Below are 18,670 nucleotides of genomic sequence, written 5' to 3' on the forward strand. Positions count from 1 at the left end.
GTTTTTCTTTGTACATAATAGTGAAACAAAAACGGAGTCTTCTTGGAATTGTTCGAGGAGTAATAGCTTACTGAGATAGACGTAGTGCCAAATCATACATATCCATATTAAATGGCTTCTTAGCGTTAACAACCACTTCAATATCAGTCGTTACCAGTTCGCCTTTTATGACGCCGCAAGCTTTGCCGGAATCGCCAGCCATAAGCTGTCTTACAGCAAAATCCCCAAGTTTACTTGCTAAAATGCGGTCAATCGCAGTCGGTGTTCCACCGCGCTGAATATGACCAAGCACAGTAACACGAGGTTCAATGTCACATCTAGATGTAATTTGTTTCGCAACCTCTTCGCCTTTACCTGCACCTTCAGCAACAACAATAATACTGTGGCGTTTTCCTTTAGCAAAGTTCGTCTTCATCCGATCTGCAACCTCATTAAGCTCGAATGGAACCTCAGGTACGAGAATCGTTTCCGCACCGCTCGCTAGACCAGCATGCAGCGCAATATCTCCGCAATGTCTACCCATAACCTCAACGATCGATGAACGCTCGTGTGAAGACATCGTATCCCGGATTTTATTAATAGCATCAACTACTATGCTTACGGCTGTATCAAAGCCTATTGTGAAATCAGTGAAAGGTATATCATTATCAATCGTTCCGGGAAGCGTCATTGTCTTGATACCAAGCTTACTTAGCTTGTTAGCTCCATGATATGAACCATCGCCGCCAATTACGACCAGACCGTCAATACCTCTTGCTCGAAGCACATCTGCACCGCGCTGTTGCCCCTCTGCTGTCATAAACTCTTTGCATCTAGCTGTTTGCAAAATCGTTCCGCCGCGTTGAATAATATCGCCTACACTCCGTAAATCCATAGGACGCAAATCATCATTAAGAAGCCCTTGATAGCCTCTCTGTATACCGTACACTTCTAATCCATAAAATAACGCGCTTCGCACTACAGCACGGACAGCTGCGTTCATACCTTGCGAATCTCCTCCGCTTGTCATAACTGCTATTGATTTGACTTCAGACATGGTACATTCCTCCAAATTGTTTGTTTATATTAAGCCTGTTGTTTTCGAATCCAGATGCTGTTTATGAGAAAAAACAGACGCGTTAGCGGACTGTTCTTCATAAGCTTCCGTGAAACATCGCGTACATCCGCCTGATGGCGAACCTTTGGGTCCGACAAATATAAGGCTAATAGCCCTTCAATAATCAAACGATGAAAGCGGGAGGCAGGTAGCTGTTTGACATCCTCCCGCGCCCGATTCACTATGGTGCCGAGACGCTCAACAAGCAAACTATCATTATCATAATAATTACAAAAGTTTAAATCTCCGCCTGCGTGATCTTCTTCTTGATCGATTAGGTAATCAAGCAATATATGTAGACCGCATACATGCGGAAAATAAATATTTTTAATTGACGCAGCATCCTGTATAGACAAGTTTTCCTCGCTAGCTGCTAGAAATAACATAAACATCCCAAGTGTTGAGCCTGTTGCTGCCGCAAACTCATTCCATTGCAGATTGGGATAAGCATCCCTATGTGATTCCCACCAAGCCTGCAGCTGTGACTCGCGCAATTCTTTACGAATGTGCTTATACACCTGCAAATCGCCATAAAGTGTTACCAGCTCTATGACATGTTTTTTCACACTGTTATAGGATGAGAGCTTTACAATCTGGGTCTGACAGGTTGTTACTAGATGATGCAAGTAACCTCCATCGTCCTTTTCACAACGAAACGCGTAATAATCCTGAAGCTTCGCTTCGGGATTGACAGCATCCAACATAGATTGATGCAGCAAACGAAAATCTTCCGGATCAAGCGAGGTGCTTCGATCACACAGATTGTCTAGATAATCACTGATGGTTTGAAGCGCTACGATAAGCGGGATAAGTATATGCCTGTTTTCCAGGTTAGCGGCAGCGTACACACCTCCACCCTGACAATGAAACTTCTTGCTGTTCATACTATCAAGCGCTTGAGCACGTAGCTCAGCATCAGGAATCCGATCCGCGAAGTAACGATGCTGTTCCAGCTCTTTATTCACTTCGGGAAGCACATATTTATATACACGATGCATGAGCTTAAATGGATTATTGGGCACCCTGCTGCTGGATAGAGTCGTTAACCTCACGACGCATCCCTCCTCAAAATCATGTTCATGAATGCCAACGTGATTCAATCTGCTGATCAATGCGATACCAAATATGCAAATCATTTATTCGACTCGCATAATCGGCAATATCATAGTTTAATATACAAGATTGCTCAAAGCTTTCTTCTTCAAATAACTGAGCTTGCTTTACATTAATAATTTGTTCAAACTCCATGACACGGTCTGGAATTGTCCCGCGCATAAGCTCCCACTGCTCAACAATTGCCATCTGCTCTGCTGGTTCGTAATGCTCCCAAGCCGTTTCGAGAACCGGCAAACAAATACGAAGCCGTTCACTCCAAACAAAACGATACGCTCCCATTGTGAACCTCCAAACATAAATGTACCATTTCAACTCGTAATAATCCAGCTTGAAATCTCATTGGAGCGATTGTTAAATCATGCTATACTGTTTAGCATATTATTTTTTTTGAATAGATATGGGGTGAATACCAAACGTTGGACACATCAAGCACATCTTCTCCTAAGCGGTCGGCCTCCGCTCGAAAAGAGACGATGGCACTGCGTCTTTACAGCTTTTCCGCTTATTCTACCGCTGCCATGGTTATATCCTTTATACCGCTTTACTTTCTCGATAGAGGATTTTCCGAGCAACAGATTGGTATTATTTATTCGATAGGTCCCTCTATTTCGATTTTTGCAAATATTATTTTAGGCTTGGTTAGTGATAGGTACAGAACGATCAAAAAACTGCTTTTATTACTTTTGTTTGGTCAGCTGGTCATGATTTCATTGTTGTTCCCCATTGAGCATTTTGGACTCGTATGCTTGGTTATGATGGGCTTTTATTTTTTTCAAACACCCCTTAACCCACTAAGTGACAGCCTAATTCTGTTATCCAGCCAATACACGGGTACCCCTTATGCGCTCATCCGAATTTTCGGTTCGCTTGGCTTTGCAGTAACCGCCTATACATCCGGCCTACTCCTCAAGCAGATCGGTTCTGAGTGGACGCTCCCGCTCTCGCTTGCAACAATTGCAATTACGTTATGCATTACAACTTTTCTAAGAGATTATCAAGGAAGTAGTCGCAAAATAGAATTTTCCGGATTTTTCAAGCTCATCAGGCAGCGAGAGGTTGCGCTATTCTTCCTAATCGTGCTTACGATCTCCATTCCGCATCGCATGTACGAAGGCTTTCTTGCGGTTACGATGCATCAAATGGGTGCTAGTAATTCGTTAGTTGGACTTGCTTGGCTCGTATCTGCATTAAGTGAAATACCTATATTGTTTCTACTCGGCAAGTATGGTCATAAATTTAAGGAACTTCCACTCCTGATGATCGCTTCTATCATGTATGCTGTGAGACTATGGATACTAAGTGATATTCAGGACCCTCGCTGGGTAATTGCAACCCAGGCGATGCACAGCATATCTTTCGGCATCTATTTCTCAACTACACTGCGGTACCTAACCCATCTCATTCCTGATGAATATCGCGCTTCGGGACAAGCCCTCTATGCGGTTGTATGGACTGGTCTAGCGGGCGTTATAAGCGGTACGCTTGGCGGATACGTGTTTCAGCATTTGGGTCGTGAAGCCTTCTTCAAGATTGGCTCTGCTTTAGCTTTTCTCGCCGCTGCTGGCTTTCTGTCGCGCTATTACTTTAGCCGTTCTAATCAATGATGATAGTTAATAACAACTTAAGCTTACTGTCTAAAAAAATGATTAAAAAATGAAGCTGTAAGCGTCATATCGATGCTTACAGCTTCATTTTTTATGATTAAGCTGGCGATTAGCTTGTTGTAAGCGCGATTATCGTGCTTACAAACTGCATATGGCGGACAGCCCTTACCTTCCGCCCTCTATTAATCTTCGATTAATTCAAAGTTCGAGTAAACGTCCTGAACATCGTCACTATCCTCGAATGCATCCATCATTTTGAGCAGCTTATCGGCGTTCTCGCCCTCTACTTTGATGACGTTTTGCGGCAGCCATCTCACACCAGCATTCACAAAAGCATAGCCTTCACCTTCCAAGGCTGTTTTCACCTGTTCAAACTCATGCGGATGAGATAAAATCTCGAAACTATCGTCATTCACAACAACATCCTCAGCGCCTGCTTCCAATGCGACCATCATCATCGTATCCTCATCGGTCTCGAAAGTCTCGCGATCCACAACAAGCAATCCTTTATGATCAAACATATAACCTACACAACCACTCTCACCCATGTTGCCTCCACGCTTATTGAACGCAGAACGAACGTCAGCCGCAGTACGATTACGATTGTCAGTCAAGCACTTGACCATAATGGCTACACCGCCCGGCCCATAACCCTCATACATAATTTCTTCATACTCTACTCCGTCACCGGCGCCAGCAGCTTTCTTAATTGCACGCTCAATGTTGTCATTGGGCATTTGCTCCGCTCTAGCGTTCGCAATAGCCGTTTTCAAACCGAAGTTTGCGTCCGGATTAGGCCCGCCTCTGCGCGCTTGAACGTAAATTTCACGTCCGAGTTTTACAAACTTGTTATTTTTAGCCTGATCGGCCTTTCCTTTACGGTCCTTGAACAATTTAAACTTCATTATGCTCGCTCCCCTGACAAAGATTCCATGCATCATTTTATCAGAAAAAAAGGGTGTCGGTCAATGAAACATCTGGATCACAAGCGTAAACGGCTGTCGCCGTCCTTGGCGGCGTATACGTTCGTTTCGCGTAGATAGATAAGAATYTATAAGTGGAACTTATAAATTCTTATCTATTAAAAAAGCAAAAAGGGCTCCTGTCACCAGGAAACCCTTCTTTACAACCAATTTTATCTTTTCCTTATAGTTTAGTTACGTTTTCCGCTTGCGCACCGCGGTTTCCCTCAGTAATATCAAATTCAACCGCCTGGCCTTCATCCAGCGATTTAAACCCTTCGCCTTGAATAGCGGAGAAATGTACGAATACATCCTCTTGGTTTTCCGTTTGAATAAAACCGTAGCCTTTTTCCGCGTTAAACCATTTAACTGTTCCTTTCAATTGAACACCCTCCTAAAAATGATCGTCGTTTGAACGACGAATAGCCATATTATATTCTCCCCGAAACACAAAATCAATTACAGTAAAATTCGTAAGTATTGGTCAGATGTAGGAATAAAAGGGAGTCGAGATTGCATCAGTTCTGCTGTTCCCCCGTCTACCCTAATCCGTTCTAAAAGCTGCTCAAGCTCAGGATATGGCTCCCAATTTAATGAAATGAGCGGATAAATACAAATTTCTCCGTTAGGCTTGCAAACTCTCATCAGTTCTTTTATCGCTTGTATATGAAATTCTAGTCCGAATTGGTTAGCATACAAAAACATAAAATGGCTGCACAGCACCAGCGAAAAATGATTATCAGGAAAAGGAAGCTCCGGCAATTTACCATAAACATAGCTGCTCGAACCATCACCGCTTAACACATGCTCTTTAAATAAAGCGATTGACTTCTCACGACCAGCACGATGACTCTCCAACGAGCCATAATAGCTCCAATCAAAGGAATCTTCCAGCTTAGCAAGCTTGGCTGTCGAAGTTGTAATCTCTTCCGTTGCTTCTTCAATCCATTGCTTAACATCCGCATCATATCTGGGGTCTACTGCAATTACTGAATAGCCTCTTGCATTTGCTTCCGCTGTAAATGACGAACCGCCTGCTGCAACGTCAAGCACCCTGCCTTCTTTCAGCACGGCCTCTGTTAAATCGAACATCCTTACATACTCTTCGTAGCTTCTGCATGTCATAGCGACACCAATCTGTTCATAGCGCTGTGTACTCATGCTCATCTCTCCTCGTCTCATCTCAGCTAATCTCATCAATTCTTAGAAAAACTTAGCAAATCCTATCTAGCCTAGTGCTAATATAAGCCTTCATCTTACCGGCTTGTATTGATTACAGCCCGCATAATGGCTATGATGATAACAATACCATAAATTAATATTCAAAAGGTGGAAATAACAAATGTTTAAAAAACACGAAATTTACAAAACCGACAATTACAATATGCTGACGGTTGAAGTACAAGGCAAGACACTAATTGTAAGAGAAATATCCGATCAATGGGGCGAAGACACTCATACGTTCATTAGTAGACCCGAAATGCTTCACTGGGCAAATGGTCGCTTCCGTGAAGCGGATTATGTAGGTCGCGAGGAAGAGCGTGAAGCAATTATTAGCGCACTCAAGTCTGTATAAAACCTATATTCCTTTGAAGTTAGCAGGAAATATTGTCCTAAGGGGCGAACATATCGTTACATGAGCGCGCATATGAAACGATATGCAGGTAAAGTAAGCGTGCTGCGCTTAATACCGTTCAAAGGCTCATTCAAGTATTGGAACTATGTTTCTTTTTAGGAGGCTTCACAGACGCAATGGACGCAACTGCATCAATTATTTTTATTATTGCAGCTTTCTCGCTTGGAGCGATCGTTATTATGAAACGAGATACACTACCTCCCGGTTTACGCCGCGGTTTAGCCCTTGTTTCAATTGCGTTTATCGCTTTTGCATTTTTCCTTATCGTGTACGCATTTTTCACAATGGGGACTGCTTAAACTTAATTGCAGCAGCATAATAGGACTTCCTCTGGGACATAGTAATTAAAACTGTGTCACAGAGGTGATTTTGGAATGAAATGGATGTCCTTGCTGCTCGCAATAAGTCTCTTACCAGCTGCTGTTGCCTCAAATCTTGCAGAAGTGAATAGCTCGTATGCATCAACAACCTTATCCATATCAAGGAGGATTTCGATGAATAACGTACCGAAACGTTCAGAATCCGCTCAAGAGAGCCGCTGGAAGCTTGTAGATTTGTTTGAAAACCAAGCTGCATGGGACAAGGAATTTAAAGAGTCCAAAGAACTCATCAAAAAAGTCGCTTCCTACCAAGGAAAGCTTGCTGACGTTAATCAGCTAAAAGAGTGCTTTGAGCTGGAAGATACACTTTCCCAGCATGTTGAGCGTCTATATGTTTATGCAAATATGAAGCATCACGAAGATACAGCAGAGCCTACCTATCAAGCACTTTCGGACAAATCGAAAAAGCTTAGTGTTGAAACAGGCGAAGCTTTATCCTATATCACTCCCGAGGTGCTTAGCCTCTCCGATGAAGCGTTGGATTCGTTAATTTCAAATGAGTCCCTAGCTAAATTCCGCCACACCCTTGAAGAAATGCGTCGCCAAAAGGCACACATTTTGTCCAAAAATGAAGAAGCACTGCTTGCTCAGGTCGGCAATATCAGCTCCTCTCCAAGTACTATTTTCAATATGTTGAACAATGCGGATCTTAAGTTTCCTAAGGTTAAAAACGAGGACGGCGAAGAAGTCGAGCTCACACAAGGCCGTTACATACAGTTTCTTGAAAGTAAAAACCAGGATGTTCGCCGTGATGCCTTCCTCACGATGTACGACACATATGGCAAGCTGAAAAACACAATCGGTTCCACGTTGAACGCAAATGTTACGAAAAATGTTTTTTATGCTAACGCTCGTAAATATGATTCCGTTCTGGATATGTCGCTGTATGGCGATAATATTCCTAAGGAAGTTTATACGAATCTGATTGACACGATTCACGATCATCTTCCACTTATGCATAGATACATGAAGCTCCGCAAAAAACTGCTTGGCTTAGATGAGCTTCATATGTACGACTTGTTTGCGCCGCTAGTTGACGAATTCAAGATGGACATTACGTACGAAGAAGCTAAGAAAACAGTTAGCGAGAGCTTGAAGCCGCTTGGCGAGGATTATTTGAATGTTTTGCAGGATGGTTTCGATAATGGCTGGATCGATGTGTATGAGAACGAAGGAAAACGCAGCGGCGCTTACAGCTGGGGCGCTTACGGCACCCACCCTTATGTGCTACTGAACCATAAAGACAACTTGAACAGCATGTTCACGCTGACACATGAAATGGGTCATGCGCTCCATTCGTACTATTCGGATACGAACCAAAACTATCGCGATGCGCAGTATACGATTTTTCTAGCAGAGGTTGCTTCTACGTTGAACGAGGCGCTTTTAATGGATTATATGCTTAATAAGTCAACTGATCCAAAGGAAAAAATGTATTTGCTTACTTACTATGCAGATCAATTCCGGACGACTGTATTCCGTCAAACGATGTTCGCCGAGTTTGAGAAAATCATCCATGAGCGTACAGAGGAAGGCGAGTCATTAACACCGCAAGAGCTTAGCAAAATTTATTATGATTTGAATGTGAAGTACTACGGTTCTGACATGGTTATTGACAAAGAAATTGAAATGGAATGGGCACGTATCCCCCATTTCTACAACAGTTTCTACGTATACAAATACGCGACTGGTTTCTCGGCCGCGACAAGCTTCGCGAAACAAATTTTAGAAGAAGGCGCGCCTGCGGTCGACCGTTATCTCGGGTTTTTGAAAAGCGGCGGCAGCGACTTCTCAATTAATATTTTGAAGAAGGCCGGTGTTGACATGTCTTCACCAGAGCCGATTGAACAAGCGATGAGCGTATTCGAAGAGCTGATTGGTCAGATGGAACAATTGACGAAGTAGTCTCAGGTCTTGTACTTGTTCTAGTTCCAAACGGGGAAACTGGGGTAACCCTTATTCGGAATGGGACACTTATTATGAAAGCCGAACAGTGTGGTTCATACTGTTCGGCTTTTTTTGTTGTGATTTAGGAGTGCTTACTGACAAAGTTTATAACGAATCGCTTGTAAAAGTAACGGGGATTTATGTACTATGTACATGGCTTTCAATGCATAATCAACTAGTAGAAGCCGATGCAACAGAGCTTTAAGCCTCGTTTTCAGGCTTACAGCTCCGTTTTTGATTAGATTGCGGGCTGTAAGCTCGATTTTCGAGCTCTCAGATCAATTTCCACCGGTCAAAACAGAAAAATGGCCGCTGTAAGCATTGTTTCGAGGTTTACAGCTCATTTTTTGATTAGCTTGTGAGCTGTAAGCCCGGTTTTGGAGCTTAATGGGTTATTTAGGTCTGGATTTCTACGTTTGTTGGAGACCGAACAGGCTAGCTACTTTGCCCTGCTATTGCTTTAGCGTGAGCTACAATAGCAGAGCGCCGATTGCCCAGGCGAGCAGGCCTGCGAAGAGAGACGACAGAAGATTCACCCTGTCGTTGTTCAGCCAGGCGAAGCCTCGCACTCGCTCTGCCGCGCTGTCGCAATGCGCGGCGCGCTCTGTCTCGCTGCCGCATATCCGGCAGCGGTACATGGCCTGGCCGGTTGCGCCGAGCAGAGAATCGGCGAAGGCACCGGCCAGGCCTGCGGCGGCCGCAGCGGCGATGTATGCCGCCGCAGCGGCTCCGCCGCTTGGCATACCCGCAGCAGCTGCAAGCTGCGGGGCAGCCAGCAGCAGCGCGGCAACGGCGCCAATGAACACGGCGCCTGCAAGCGCTGCTGCGCTGCCGAGCGGCGTGACTCCGCCGCTCGTTCCTGCAACCACCGGCTTTCCGCTCGTAATGGAGCGCGGAGCCGTTTTGCTAAGTGCCCCGATCTCCGTGGCCCATGTATCAGCGTTCACAGCGGCCATTACGCCGATGAACGCGAACAGCCACCCCTGATCGGGCCATATAGCATGGGCAGCGCAGAGCAGCAACCCTGCGCCTCCATTAGCCCATACTTGGCCGGCATCGCGCCTGCCCGTTTTTTCATATTTCGCTTCGGCGGATATTTTTGCACGGTGTCTCTTCTTCCACTTCGACCAAAGCGTAGATGATGCGAAAAATCCAATTAACACCGCAAACCATACAGGTGTACCCAGCGTTGCAAAGCCTGTCCCCATTATGACGGCGGAACAGGCCCCAGATAATGACAAAGAACGCGCTCTATATGCAACCGCAGCAATAAGACCGCTGCCAAGTAAACCAGCAATCAGCCTTAACCACCACTCTTCAATTATTCCGACCATTAAACAAGCAACCCCCTGCTTTTCCTGCATACTTTACCGATATAAACTCACAAGAACGGAACTTATTACTATTTCCTTTAATCATTTTCACTTTCTCTCTTACTCTCCGCTCTTGTTCTCTTCCACCTTAAACCATCTCACCCTGCAAAACAGCTTCCTGCCAGCGATCAGGATAATTGGTACAAATCATCAGCTCTGGATCGATTGCAGCTACTTTCCGGATGGCTCGCTTCTCATTTACTGTCCATGCCATCACTTGAATGCCTGCATTTTTTAACAATGTCATTCTATCCTTGTTCAACCGCGAATAGCCAATCGATAAAAAATCTGATCCGAGCTCTTTCAATTCCCTCGGCAGCGTATTGCGCCAACTATCCAGAATAAGTCCAGTCCTAACTTCTCTTGAAAGCTTACGTGCCCGATATAGTGCACCCTCATTAAAGGAAGTAAGCACAATATCATTTACTAAGCCGTATTCATACACATTTTCCAATACTTTTTGTTCAATCTGCGGATATCGGATTCCATCCGTTTTCAGTTCTATATTCAGCTTACAATGACCCGCAGCCGCACTAAGCACTTCTTTGAGCGTTGGAATCTTCTCACCTTGGTACTTTTGCGAAAACCAATTTCCCGCATCAAGAGTGGCCAGGTCTGCTGCTGTCCAATCCTTCACTTCACCCTTGCCATTAGTAGTTCGACGTAAATTATAATCGTGAATAACGACAGGAACAGCATCCTTCGACAGCTGAACATCAATTTCAATCCAAGTCACATTTGGATCAGCGATCGCCAAACGAATCGCTGACATCGTATTTTCCGGCGCGCGGCTTGACCAGCCTCTGTGCGCAACGCAAGGATTTCTCATTATTCGATCATCCTTCCAACTAAAGGTTCCATTATTTCGAGACAATTGTCCCATCTTCCTTCAGCTTTACCTGATAAGAAATGGATGTCAACCGATCGAGTACAGCCTTTGCCGCGTCTCCCTCTAGAGGAGTTGGCTGTGCATTGACCATATACATCGGATTAAACTTCAAATCACAGTCACCACTTTTGGTACATACGGCATCAAGAACACCCGTTTCACCTTCTGTATCTTTTGGGAATGCGCTAAAAATAAAGTTTCCTAAACTGTATGCAATCCATTTGCCTTTATACATTTCGAAACCCTGTAGAACATGCGGATGGCTTCCTATGACAAGATCTGCCCCTGCATCTATGTATAGTCTAGCGAAATCCTTCTGGTATTGCTCCGGTTTGTCCATGTACATTGTACCCCAGTGAACCATGACAACGACAATATCCGCTTGTTCCTTGGCCTTCGCAATAGCAGCAACCGCTCGTCTTGTATCGTATGTTTCTGCCACACCAGCTTTGTTTTTAGCCGCTTTCCAAGTAATATCGGGTACAACTTTGCTAAGTCCGATATAAGCGACTTTTGTACCACGCACATCTTTAATGAGCGCTTTAAAAGCTTCTGTATCGTTTTTCCCTGCACCCATATGCGAAATACCAGCCTCGTCCAAATGGCTCATCGTATCAAACAGGCCTTCCTCGCCTTGATCAAGCGTATGATTGTTAGCCAAGTTTACTACGTCAAATCCCGCATTTTTAAATTCTGGCAACGCCTCTGGAGAGCCTTTATATACATACTCTTTTTTTTCAGCCGGAATACCTCGTTTCGTTATTGGGTATTCCAAGTTGCCTGCCATCACATCTGGCTCACTTAAATATAATAACGATTTTCGATATATATAATCATAGCCTTCACGTTTTAAGAAACTGTCCACGTACTCACCGATCAATAAATCACCAACAAAAGATAAACTAACCGTTTCCCCTGCAACAGGATCACTTTCTTCTGCAACTGACTCGTCTTCATGAGGTGGATCTGTTTGTATAGGATCATTTCCAGAAGTAGTCTCACCAGACTCCCCATCTACACTTTCACTTCCATTAGAATGATTCGTATCTCCCTGACCAGCATTCTTCGATTCTTCTGCATCTTTTTCTGATTCTGCTACTTCTTTTTCTCCTGCCTCTGTTTCTGCTTGTTCATTCTCGGAAACTATCTTCGAGCCAACACCACCAAACCAATCGGTCACTCTATCAGAATTGGATACCGTTATCCAAACGCCTACAAGGACAAAAATAATGCCTAGCAGCGTCAAATTAATATACATGATTTTTCTAACCTTTTTTTTACGTTTCAGCTTATCTTGTTGATGTAATTCTGAACGAGATACACGCATGTAAGATGCCTCCTTTTGCTAGAATATTTCCCATTATATCAATCTTCCGCAGATGTTGCGAAGACTATTATTTAATTGCTAGAATCACTCTATCTACAGCCCAGCATAACACTACTCCTCTCATCTCATCTCCAATTAAATGGCCGCCCGTCACCTTCTCATTCCATTAAAAAAAGCGGAGCACAGTTCGCCGACCCACTCGTCAATAAACACAAGTCGATCAGAGCCCCTAGTCTCCGCCTCTTATTTAGTGCTATTCTTGGCTGGCTAATGCCTCGATGACCGATTCAGCCAACGTTTCCATATATAGTGGATCACGATTAAGCATCGCAATTCTGTCTAATGTTATACCAAGCTCCTTAGATAGAGCCTGAGCTTCAATATCTAGATCGTATAATACCTCAAGATGATCGGAAACGAAACCAACCGGCGCGACAAGCACTGCTTTGACCCCTTCTTCACTAAGTACAGGCAGCGTCTCCAAAATATCCGGTCCAAGCCAAGGATCTCTTGTACGTCCAGCACTTTGCCAAGTAAATTGCCAATCGGACACATTAGCAGCCTTCGCTACTGCAGCGGATGTCTCGAGCAATTGCTGCTCGTAAGGATCTCCCACCTCACGAATTTTAACAGGCAGGCTATGTGCGCTGAACAACACCTTCACTTGCACTTCTCCGTCTGTAGCCTTCGACAATCTGCTTAAACCATCCTCAACACGCTCAGTAAGCGCCTTAAGTAGTTTTGGATGCATGTGGTATTGTTTGACAAATGCCATTTCAATACCAAGTTCAGAAGCCTTTTCCTGCGCTCGCTTAATATAGCTTCCAACGCTCATCGTCGAATAATGAGGCGCAAGCACAATGCCGACAGCCTTTGTAAAACCGTCCTTCGCCATCTGCTCAACGCCATCCTCGATGTACGGCTTCGCATGCTTCAAGCCTTGATAACAAACAAATCGACCTGGAGATAGCTGTTCAAGCTTGTCCTGTAAGCCTGCTACTTGTCCGTTCGTGTTCTCCCTTAGCGGGAATACACCACCGACGATTGCTTCATAGCGACCCTTCAGCTCAGCAAGCAACTCAGGCGTCGGAGCATTACCTCGCCGAATATGCGTGTAATATGCTTCAACATCCTCCATCGACTCTGGCGTTCCGTATGACATAACAAGAACGCCAATCTTTTGTTCTTTATGCTCTGACATGACTTGCCTCCCTTTGATTACGCTCCATTATCGCCCTCTCTGAATAAGAATGAACGAATGCCGTTAATTGGGCCAGCTTCTCCAATGACGCTTCAGGGAACAAGCCATGTCCGAGATTGAAAATAAAGCCCGGATCTTCAATTCCTTGATCAATAATCTCTTTCGCATATGACTCAATGACGCCGATAGGAGCTGTAAGTATCGTTGGATCCAAGTTGCCCTGTACCGCAAATCCATTGTCCAGTCTGCGCCTGCCTTCCGCAATCGATACGCGCCAATCAAGACCGATCACATCGACTTTCAATTGTTTCAGCTCTGGAAGCAATTCTCCTGAGCTAACACCAGGGAAATATATTTTCGGCTGCTTCAAATCCGACAGCTCTGCAAAAATCCGTTCTATCGTTGGCAGCACAAATTGACGGAAATCTGCTGGCGATAATGCCCCTACCCAGCTGTCAAACAGTTGAAATGCTTTGCCGCCTGCAGCTATATGCGCACGCAAATAAGTGATGACCATGTCGCCAAGCTTATGCATCAGCTTATGCCACACATCCGGCTCACTGTACATCATAGCTTTCGTGCGCAAATAATTTTTAGAAGGTCTGCCTTCAATTAAATAGCTCGCAATCGTGAACGGCGCGCCTGCAAATGTAATGAGCGGTACTTCTAGCTGACGATCCAATATACGAATCGTCTCTAGCACATGTCCTAAGTCACCCTCTACATCAATTGGCTTCAGTCGGTCAACGTCTGCTGCTGAACAAATCGGATTATGAATAACAGGTCCAATATTAGCTACAATATCAAAATCAATACCTATCGATGCAACAGGATTCATAATATCAGAATACAAAATCGCAGCATCCACACCCAGTTTTTTAACCGGCATCATTGTAATTTCAGCTGCCAGCTCCGGTTGTTTGCAAATCTCAAGCAATGTATATTTTTCTTTGATTTTACGATAATCAGGATCGTATCTTCCAGCTTGTCGCATGTACCATACAGGTACACGATCTACTTGTTCTTTCTGGCAAGCCCGTATGAAACGGTCGTTATAAGGCATTCCCGTTCCCCATTTCTATGTATTTTCATATGCTTTCATTATGCCCTTTTTCCCTAGACCTAACAACCGCCATAAAACGATTTCCTATGACAATAGTATGACAATCGGCCTAATTTCCTTTACTCCTTTCTCTTATGATATAATTTCCGCTATGGAACAATGGAAAAAAAATCTTATCGTGCTGTGGTTCGGTCAGTTTCTGGTGATGGCTGGGATGACAATGATCATTCCGTTTCTGTCACTCTATTTGCAATTTGATTTAGGTCTAACAGATAAGCATGAGATCGGAATTTGGGCTGGTTTTATTTTTGCCGGAAACTTTGTTACTTCGTTTATTTTTCAACCCATATGGGGGAAATTCGCCGACAAATATGGACGAAAAATCATGCTGCTTCGCTCTGGCTTCGGCATGGCAGTCGTCATGGTTTTAATGGGATTTGCCACGAATCCCTGGCATTTGCTGCTGCTTCGTATGCTGAACGGTACAATTTCCGGATTTAATCCAGCTTCTGTCGCGCTTATCTCAGCCACGACGCCTAAAGCCAAAATAGGCTTCGCTATGGGAACCATTCAGTCAGGAGGTATAGCAGGAGCAATACTCGGTCCGTTCATTGGCGGCTTGCTCGCTGATACAATTGGCTTCCGACCGATTTTTTATTTAACAGGTGCCTTATTATTCGCTGCATCTTTACTCGCGTTGATTGTAGTAAAAGAACCTTTTGACCGTGCTAAGGCCGCGGCTCGTGTGCAAGCTTCCGTTATTGAAGGCTTCCATAAGCTTAGCCGTATCCCTCAGCTAACAGCGCTGTTTGCTGTAACCTTTCTTATTCAGTTTGCAATGATGAGTCCGATGGCGCTCATGCCGCTATATGTACAAGAACTTCATGGCTCGACCGCCAACTTAGCTTTTCTAGCCGGGTTCGTCGGTTCGGTAACTGGGCTCTCAAACCTCATTGCATCGCCACTGCTCGGCAGGCTTAGTGATCGGATCGGAGCAGAGCCTGTGCTCGGAGTTGCCCTAGTCGGCGCGGCGCTTGCCTTCATACCGCAAGCACTTGCCGGAACAGTGTGGCAGCTTCTGTTGGCGCGATTTGTACTCGGTATATTCCTTGGAGGATTAATACCGACAGTTAATGCATTGATTCGAAAATATACGCCGGACGGTATGGAAAGCCGAGCTTATAGCTTCAATAGCAGCACACTTAGCCTCGGAAATATGGTCGGACCAATTACAGGCGGAGCACTATCAGGCTGGATCGGCATTCAAGGGCTATTCCTTGTTTCCTCAGTCATGATGCTCGCTAATGCAGCTTGGGTATGGCAAACACTGCTTCGAAAGCGTTCGAGTATGTTAAGAAAGTCTGATGGGGAAGACAAAGGAAACAGTAAATAATGCACACATTAGCTAACTTTACCGCACCTAGCTCCCTTAGATCACTTAGACCACTTAGTATACTTAGCTCACTTTGACCACTTAGCTCACTGAGAACACCTAACTCACATGGCTCATTTAGTAAACTTAACTCACTCAGCAAACTTAGATCATATGTCACAACACACAAACTAAATGAAGCCCCTCTCCTGAGGGGCTTCACTCACACTATTAATGTTACAGCTAATCATCATGTATCTTTTGCATCTGTTTGAGCACTAAATCATCTACCTCCACGTAAGTGTAATAGATCCTAAATCCTTAGTGTGCCACCGCTGCAAACGTTGTGATTTAGTTTCATTTATTAAGCTTAACGCTTGATTAAGGGCCAATTCTGTACATTTAATTTCAGTATTTGAAACTAGTGACCTGCTCACCTCTATTTACAAGGTAATTCACCCAATTAGATTCAGAATCTGAATCTAACTAGCCTCAACTTCAGCACTAGCTGCATTTAGTTTCACAAAATGAAATAAGCATATGCAAACATTCAATTTTATGTAGCAGGACTGACTAAGTTGTGATAAGATCACCATAAAATATGGTTAATAGTGTCGCAAAGCATGCGCCGCTAAAGCAGGTATTCATTCCACCTGCTTTAGCGGCGTTTATTATTTTTATAGGAGGAAATGTATTAATGACATCACTATTTAATGAATCCCATCAGCAATGGTTAGCAAAGCATGCACAGAATAGATCGGGTGAATCACTTCGACGCCTTAATGAAGGTCACGCACATGCAGAACAAATGATGCTTCAACACATTTGGTGGCCTGCCTTCGGACATTTTCAGCATTTGCATCCCGAATATGAGGTGCAAGATTTTAATGAAGGCTACCGTTATATTGATTTTGCTTACATCCGATCACATGTTCGGATCGCAATCGAAGTTGACGGCTACAGCGCACATTTGCGTAATCTTTCACGAAGGCAGTTTTGCGATCAGTGGGTGCGACAGATGCATTTGACCAATGACAATTGGACGGTTATTCGCATCGGTTATGACGATATTGAGAATCGGCCGAGATTGTGGCAGCAATTGCTTCAACAAATGGTGGGGAGACTATTCGGAGACTCTGCTACAATCAATGATTTAAATGTGTACGAGCGTGAAATATTAAGTCTAACATTACGAATCGAAAGACCTCTTCAGCTAGTTGACGTTAAAGTTGCTCTGGATTGTTGTTACAACACTGCACGTTCCCATATCCGTAAACTCGAAAATATGGATTGGTTGCAAGCGGCAAACGGTGGCTCTCTCCGCACACATTCGTGGAAACTCAGCACCTCTAAACGTTCACTCCTACTATAAAGCAACTAAAGAGCAACTAATGAGCAACTAATGAGCAACTAATGAGCAACAAACATCAGGCAATAAAATTACCAACCGCATAAGCTACTAAAATTCGATGGAGGCAACTTCAGTAGCGACTAGAAACTAATGAAACAACTACAGTAGCAACTAGAAACCAATAAGAATACTTCAGCAGCAATGGATTTAGTTTCATTATCATAAACTAAGCAACAGAACCTGCCCGATTTAGTTGCATTATGTTCAGAAATTGAAACTAATCGAGTGGTATTGGCCAGTTCAAGACTAGTTCGTGTGTTTTAAGTTCACTCAGTGAAACTAAATCGTTACACACAAGCAAAGATGGCTCATTAGACTCATTTTTCGAATCTAATACCCTTCATTTTAAATCTAACACCCTTCAGCCCTAACATGACTGTGACCCGCAAGAGAGGGACTTTTTTTCAAAGTGTCCTTCTTGTGGGTCACAGTTCAACAGACAAAGTAAAGCAGCATCTGATATGTTCAAGATTCCGCTCATACAAATGTCGTTTATCCGCATAGAAAGTGAAGCCGCTCTTACAGATGTCGTTTATCCGCATCGAAAGTGAACCCTCTCCTACAAATTTACTTTCAGTGCAGCGTACCGTCCCTTTTATTTCACAATCGCTATCGCAAGCCCGTCATAGCCAGGCAAAACGGTAGTCATCAACCTATCATCCGAAGCAATCGTTTCGTTGAAGGAACGAACCGCGCGCACAGCTGGCCCTTGCTTCTCCTCATTAATGGTTCTGCCGCGCAGCAGAATGTTATCTCCAACTATGACAGCGCCCGGATTCGACATTTCGATAGCRTAGTTCAAATATACAGGATAGCCCTCTTTATCCGCATCTATGAAAAAAAAGTCAAACTTCCGGCCGCTCGCCTGCAGCTCCGCCAAGTTTTGCTTCGCATCGCCTACGATGTACTCGACCTGATCGCCATGTCCTGCCGCTTCCATATGCTCCTTCGCAACATCTGCATAGTTCTGCAGCAGTTCAAGCGATACTAATTTACCTTCCGCTTTTAAGCCTCTAGCCAAACAAATTCCGCTATAACCGCCGAGCGCACCAATCTCCAAAATTTGTTGTGCTCCTGACATTTGAACCAGCATGGTTAAGAGTCGACCATAACCGTCAGATACGGATATATCAGGCATTCCTTTAGATGCAATCCCCGATTTTACCCGCTCTAGATCAACATCTTTTCCATAAAGTGAATCCACGTATTGTTCATTTTTCAACATTTTTCTCTCTCTCCAATTTACAATTTGTAAATACAGCCTAATTTGTCCTATACTTGATTGTATGATTT

General features: G+C 44.1%; 18 protein-coding genes. 6 read left to right on the top strand and 12 right to left on the bottom strand.

The window, feature by feature from the left end:
* Window positions 1–67: 67 nt before the first annotated feature.
* The 3 genes from pfkA to AC1DWN_RS00980 form a co-directional block, all read right to left on the bottom strand.
* The gene (gene pfkA / locus AC1DWN_RS00970; protein ID WP_477557079.1) at window positions 68–1,036 is read right to left on the bottom strand and encodes a 6-phosphofructokinase; all 969 of its coding nucleotides are present in this window, start codon (window positions 1,034–1,036) and stop codon (window positions 68–70) included.
* Between the two features lie 29 nt (window positions 1,037–1,065).
* Window positions 1,066–2,094, bottom strand: coding sequence for a tetraprenyl-beta-curcumene synthase family protein (locus AC1DWN_RS00975; RefSeq protein ID WP_477557095.1), 1,029 nt, complete (start codon window positions 2,092–2,094; stop codon window positions 1,066–1,068).
* 79 nt (window positions 2,095–2,173) lie between these two features.
* Entirely contained in the window at window positions 2,174–2,491 is a 318-nt protein-coding gene (locus tag AC1DWN_RS00980; protein ID WP_477557080.1) for a hypothetical protein, read from the bottom strand.
* A gap of 137 nt (window positions 2,492–2,628) precedes the next feature.
* Here AC1DWN_RS00980 and AC1DWN_RS00985 point away from each other — a divergent pair, with 137 nt between their 5' ends.
* Entirely contained in the window at window positions 2,629–3,816 is a 1,188-nt protein-coding gene (locus tag AC1DWN_RS00985) for an MFS transporter (protein WP_477557081.1), read from the top strand.
* A 182-nt stretch (window positions 3,817–3,998) separates the two neighbouring features.
* Here AC1DWN_RS00985 and AC1DWN_RS00990 read toward each other — a convergent pair whose 3' ends face one another.
* The 3 genes from AC1DWN_RS00990 to AC1DWN_RS01000 all read right to left on the bottom strand — a co-directional run bounded on the left by AC1DWN_RS00990 (window position 3,999) and on the right by AC1DWN_RS01000 (window position 5,939).
* Window positions 3,999–4,721, bottom strand: a complete 723-nt coding sequence (locus tag AC1DWN_RS00990; protein WP_477557082.1) for a YebC/PmpR family DNA-binding transcriptional regulator — start codon at window positions 4,719–4,721, stop codon at window positions 3,999–4,001.
* A gap of 241 nt (window positions 4,722–4,962) precedes the next feature.
* Entirely contained in the window at window positions 4,963–5,160 is a 198-nt protein-coding gene (locus AC1DWN_RS00995; RefSeq protein WP_475809461.1) for a cold shock domain-containing protein, read from the bottom strand.
* A 77-nt stretch (window positions 5,161–5,237) separates the two neighbouring features.
* Window positions 5,238–5,939, bottom strand: a complete 702-nt coding sequence (locus AC1DWN_RS01000; protein ID WP_477557083.1) for a class I SAM-dependent methyltransferase — start codon at window positions 5,937–5,939, stop codon at window positions 5,238–5,240.
* Window positions 5,940–6,120: 181 nt separating this feature from the next.
* Between AC1DWN_RS01000 and AC1DWN_RS01005 the strand changes: the two genes are divergently transcribed.
* From AC1DWN_RS01005 to pepF, 3 genes are all read left to right on the top strand, one after another.
* Window positions 6,121–6,354: a hypothetical protein gene (locus tag AC1DWN_RS01005; RefSeq protein WP_477557084.1), complete on the top strand. Its 234-nt coding sequence runs from the start codon at window positions 6,121–6,123 to the stop codon at window positions 6,352–6,354.
* 176 nt (window positions 6,355–6,530) lie between these two features.
* Entirely contained in the window at window positions 6,531–6,713 is a 183-nt protein-coding gene (locus AC1DWN_RS01010) for a hypothetical protein (protein ID WP_477557085.1), read from the top strand.
* Between the two features lie 195 nt (window positions 6,714–6,908).
* Window positions 6,909–8,699, top strand: coding sequence for an oligoendopeptidase F (gene pepF, locus AC1DWN_RS01015; protein WP_477557086.1), 1,791 nt, complete (start codon window positions 6,909–6,911; stop codon window positions 8,697–8,699).
* Between the two features lie 512 nt (window positions 8,700–9,211).
* Here pepF and AC1DWN_RS01020 read toward each other — a convergent pair.
* The 5 genes from AC1DWN_RS01020 to hemE all read right to left on the bottom strand — a co-directional run bounded on the left by AC1DWN_RS01020 (window position 9,212) and on the right by hemE (window position 14,594).
* Window positions 9,212–10,075 carry a DUF92 domain-containing protein gene (locus AC1DWN_RS01020; RefSeq protein ID WP_477557087.1) on the bottom strand — a complete coding sequence of 288 codons (864 nt, stop codon included), beginning with the start codon at window positions 10,073–10,075 and terminating at the stop codon, window positions 9,212–9,214.
* Between the two features lie 127 nt (window positions 10,076–10,202).
* Entirely contained in the window at window positions 10,203–10,943 is a 741-nt protein-coding gene (locus AC1DWN_RS01025; protein ID WP_477557088.1) for a glycerophosphodiester phosphodiesterase, read from the bottom strand.
* A 31-nt stretch (window positions 10,944–10,974) separates the two neighbouring features.
* Window positions 10,975–12,330 carry a CapA family protein gene (locus AC1DWN_RS01030; RefSeq protein WP_477557089.1) on the bottom strand — a complete coding sequence of 452 codons (1,356 nt, stop codon included), beginning with the start codon at window positions 12,328–12,330 and terminating at the stop codon, window positions 10,975–10,977.
* A gap of 253 nt (window positions 12,331–12,583) precedes the next feature.
* Window positions 12,584–13,531, bottom strand: a complete 948-nt coding sequence (hemH, locus tag AC1DWN_RS01035; RefSeq protein WP_477557090.1) for a ferrochelatase — start codon at window positions 13,529–13,531, stop codon at window positions 12,584–12,586.
* Entirely contained in the window at window positions 13,518–14,594 is a 1,077-nt protein-coding gene (gene hemE, locus AC1DWN_RS01040; protein WP_477557091.1) for a uroporphyrinogen decarboxylase, read from the bottom strand. The genes hemH and hemE overlap by 14 nt, the downstream gene beginning before the upstream one ends.
* 151 nt (window positions 14,595–14,745) lie before the next feature.
* On the opposite strand from hemE, the gene AC1DWN_RS01045 reads away from it, so the two are divergent.
* The gene (locus AC1DWN_RS01045) at window positions 14,746–15,987 is read left to right on the top strand and encodes an MFS transporter (protein ID WP_477557092.1); all 1,242 of its coding nucleotides are present in this window, start codon (window positions 14,746–14,748) and stop codon (window positions 15,985–15,987) included.
* Between the two features lie 676 nt (window positions 15,988–16,663).
* Window positions 16,664–17,338: a DNA-binding response regulator gene (locus AC1DWN_RS01050; protein WP_477557093.1), complete on the top strand. Its 675-nt coding sequence runs from the start codon at window positions 16,664–16,666 to the stop codon at window positions 17,336–17,338.
* 634 nt (window positions 17,339–17,972) lie between these two features.
* Here the strand turns inward: AC1DWN_RS01050 and AC1DWN_RS01055 are convergent.
* Window positions 17,973–18,602, bottom strand: coding sequence for an O-methyltransferase (locus tag AC1DWN_RS01055; protein WP_477557096.1), 630 nt, complete (start codon window positions 18,600–18,602; stop codon window positions 17,973–17,975).
* Window positions 18,603–18,670: the final 68 nt, after the last annotated feature.

The sequence above is a fragment of the Paenibacillus sp. P4_A7 genome (assembly GCF_056402455.1).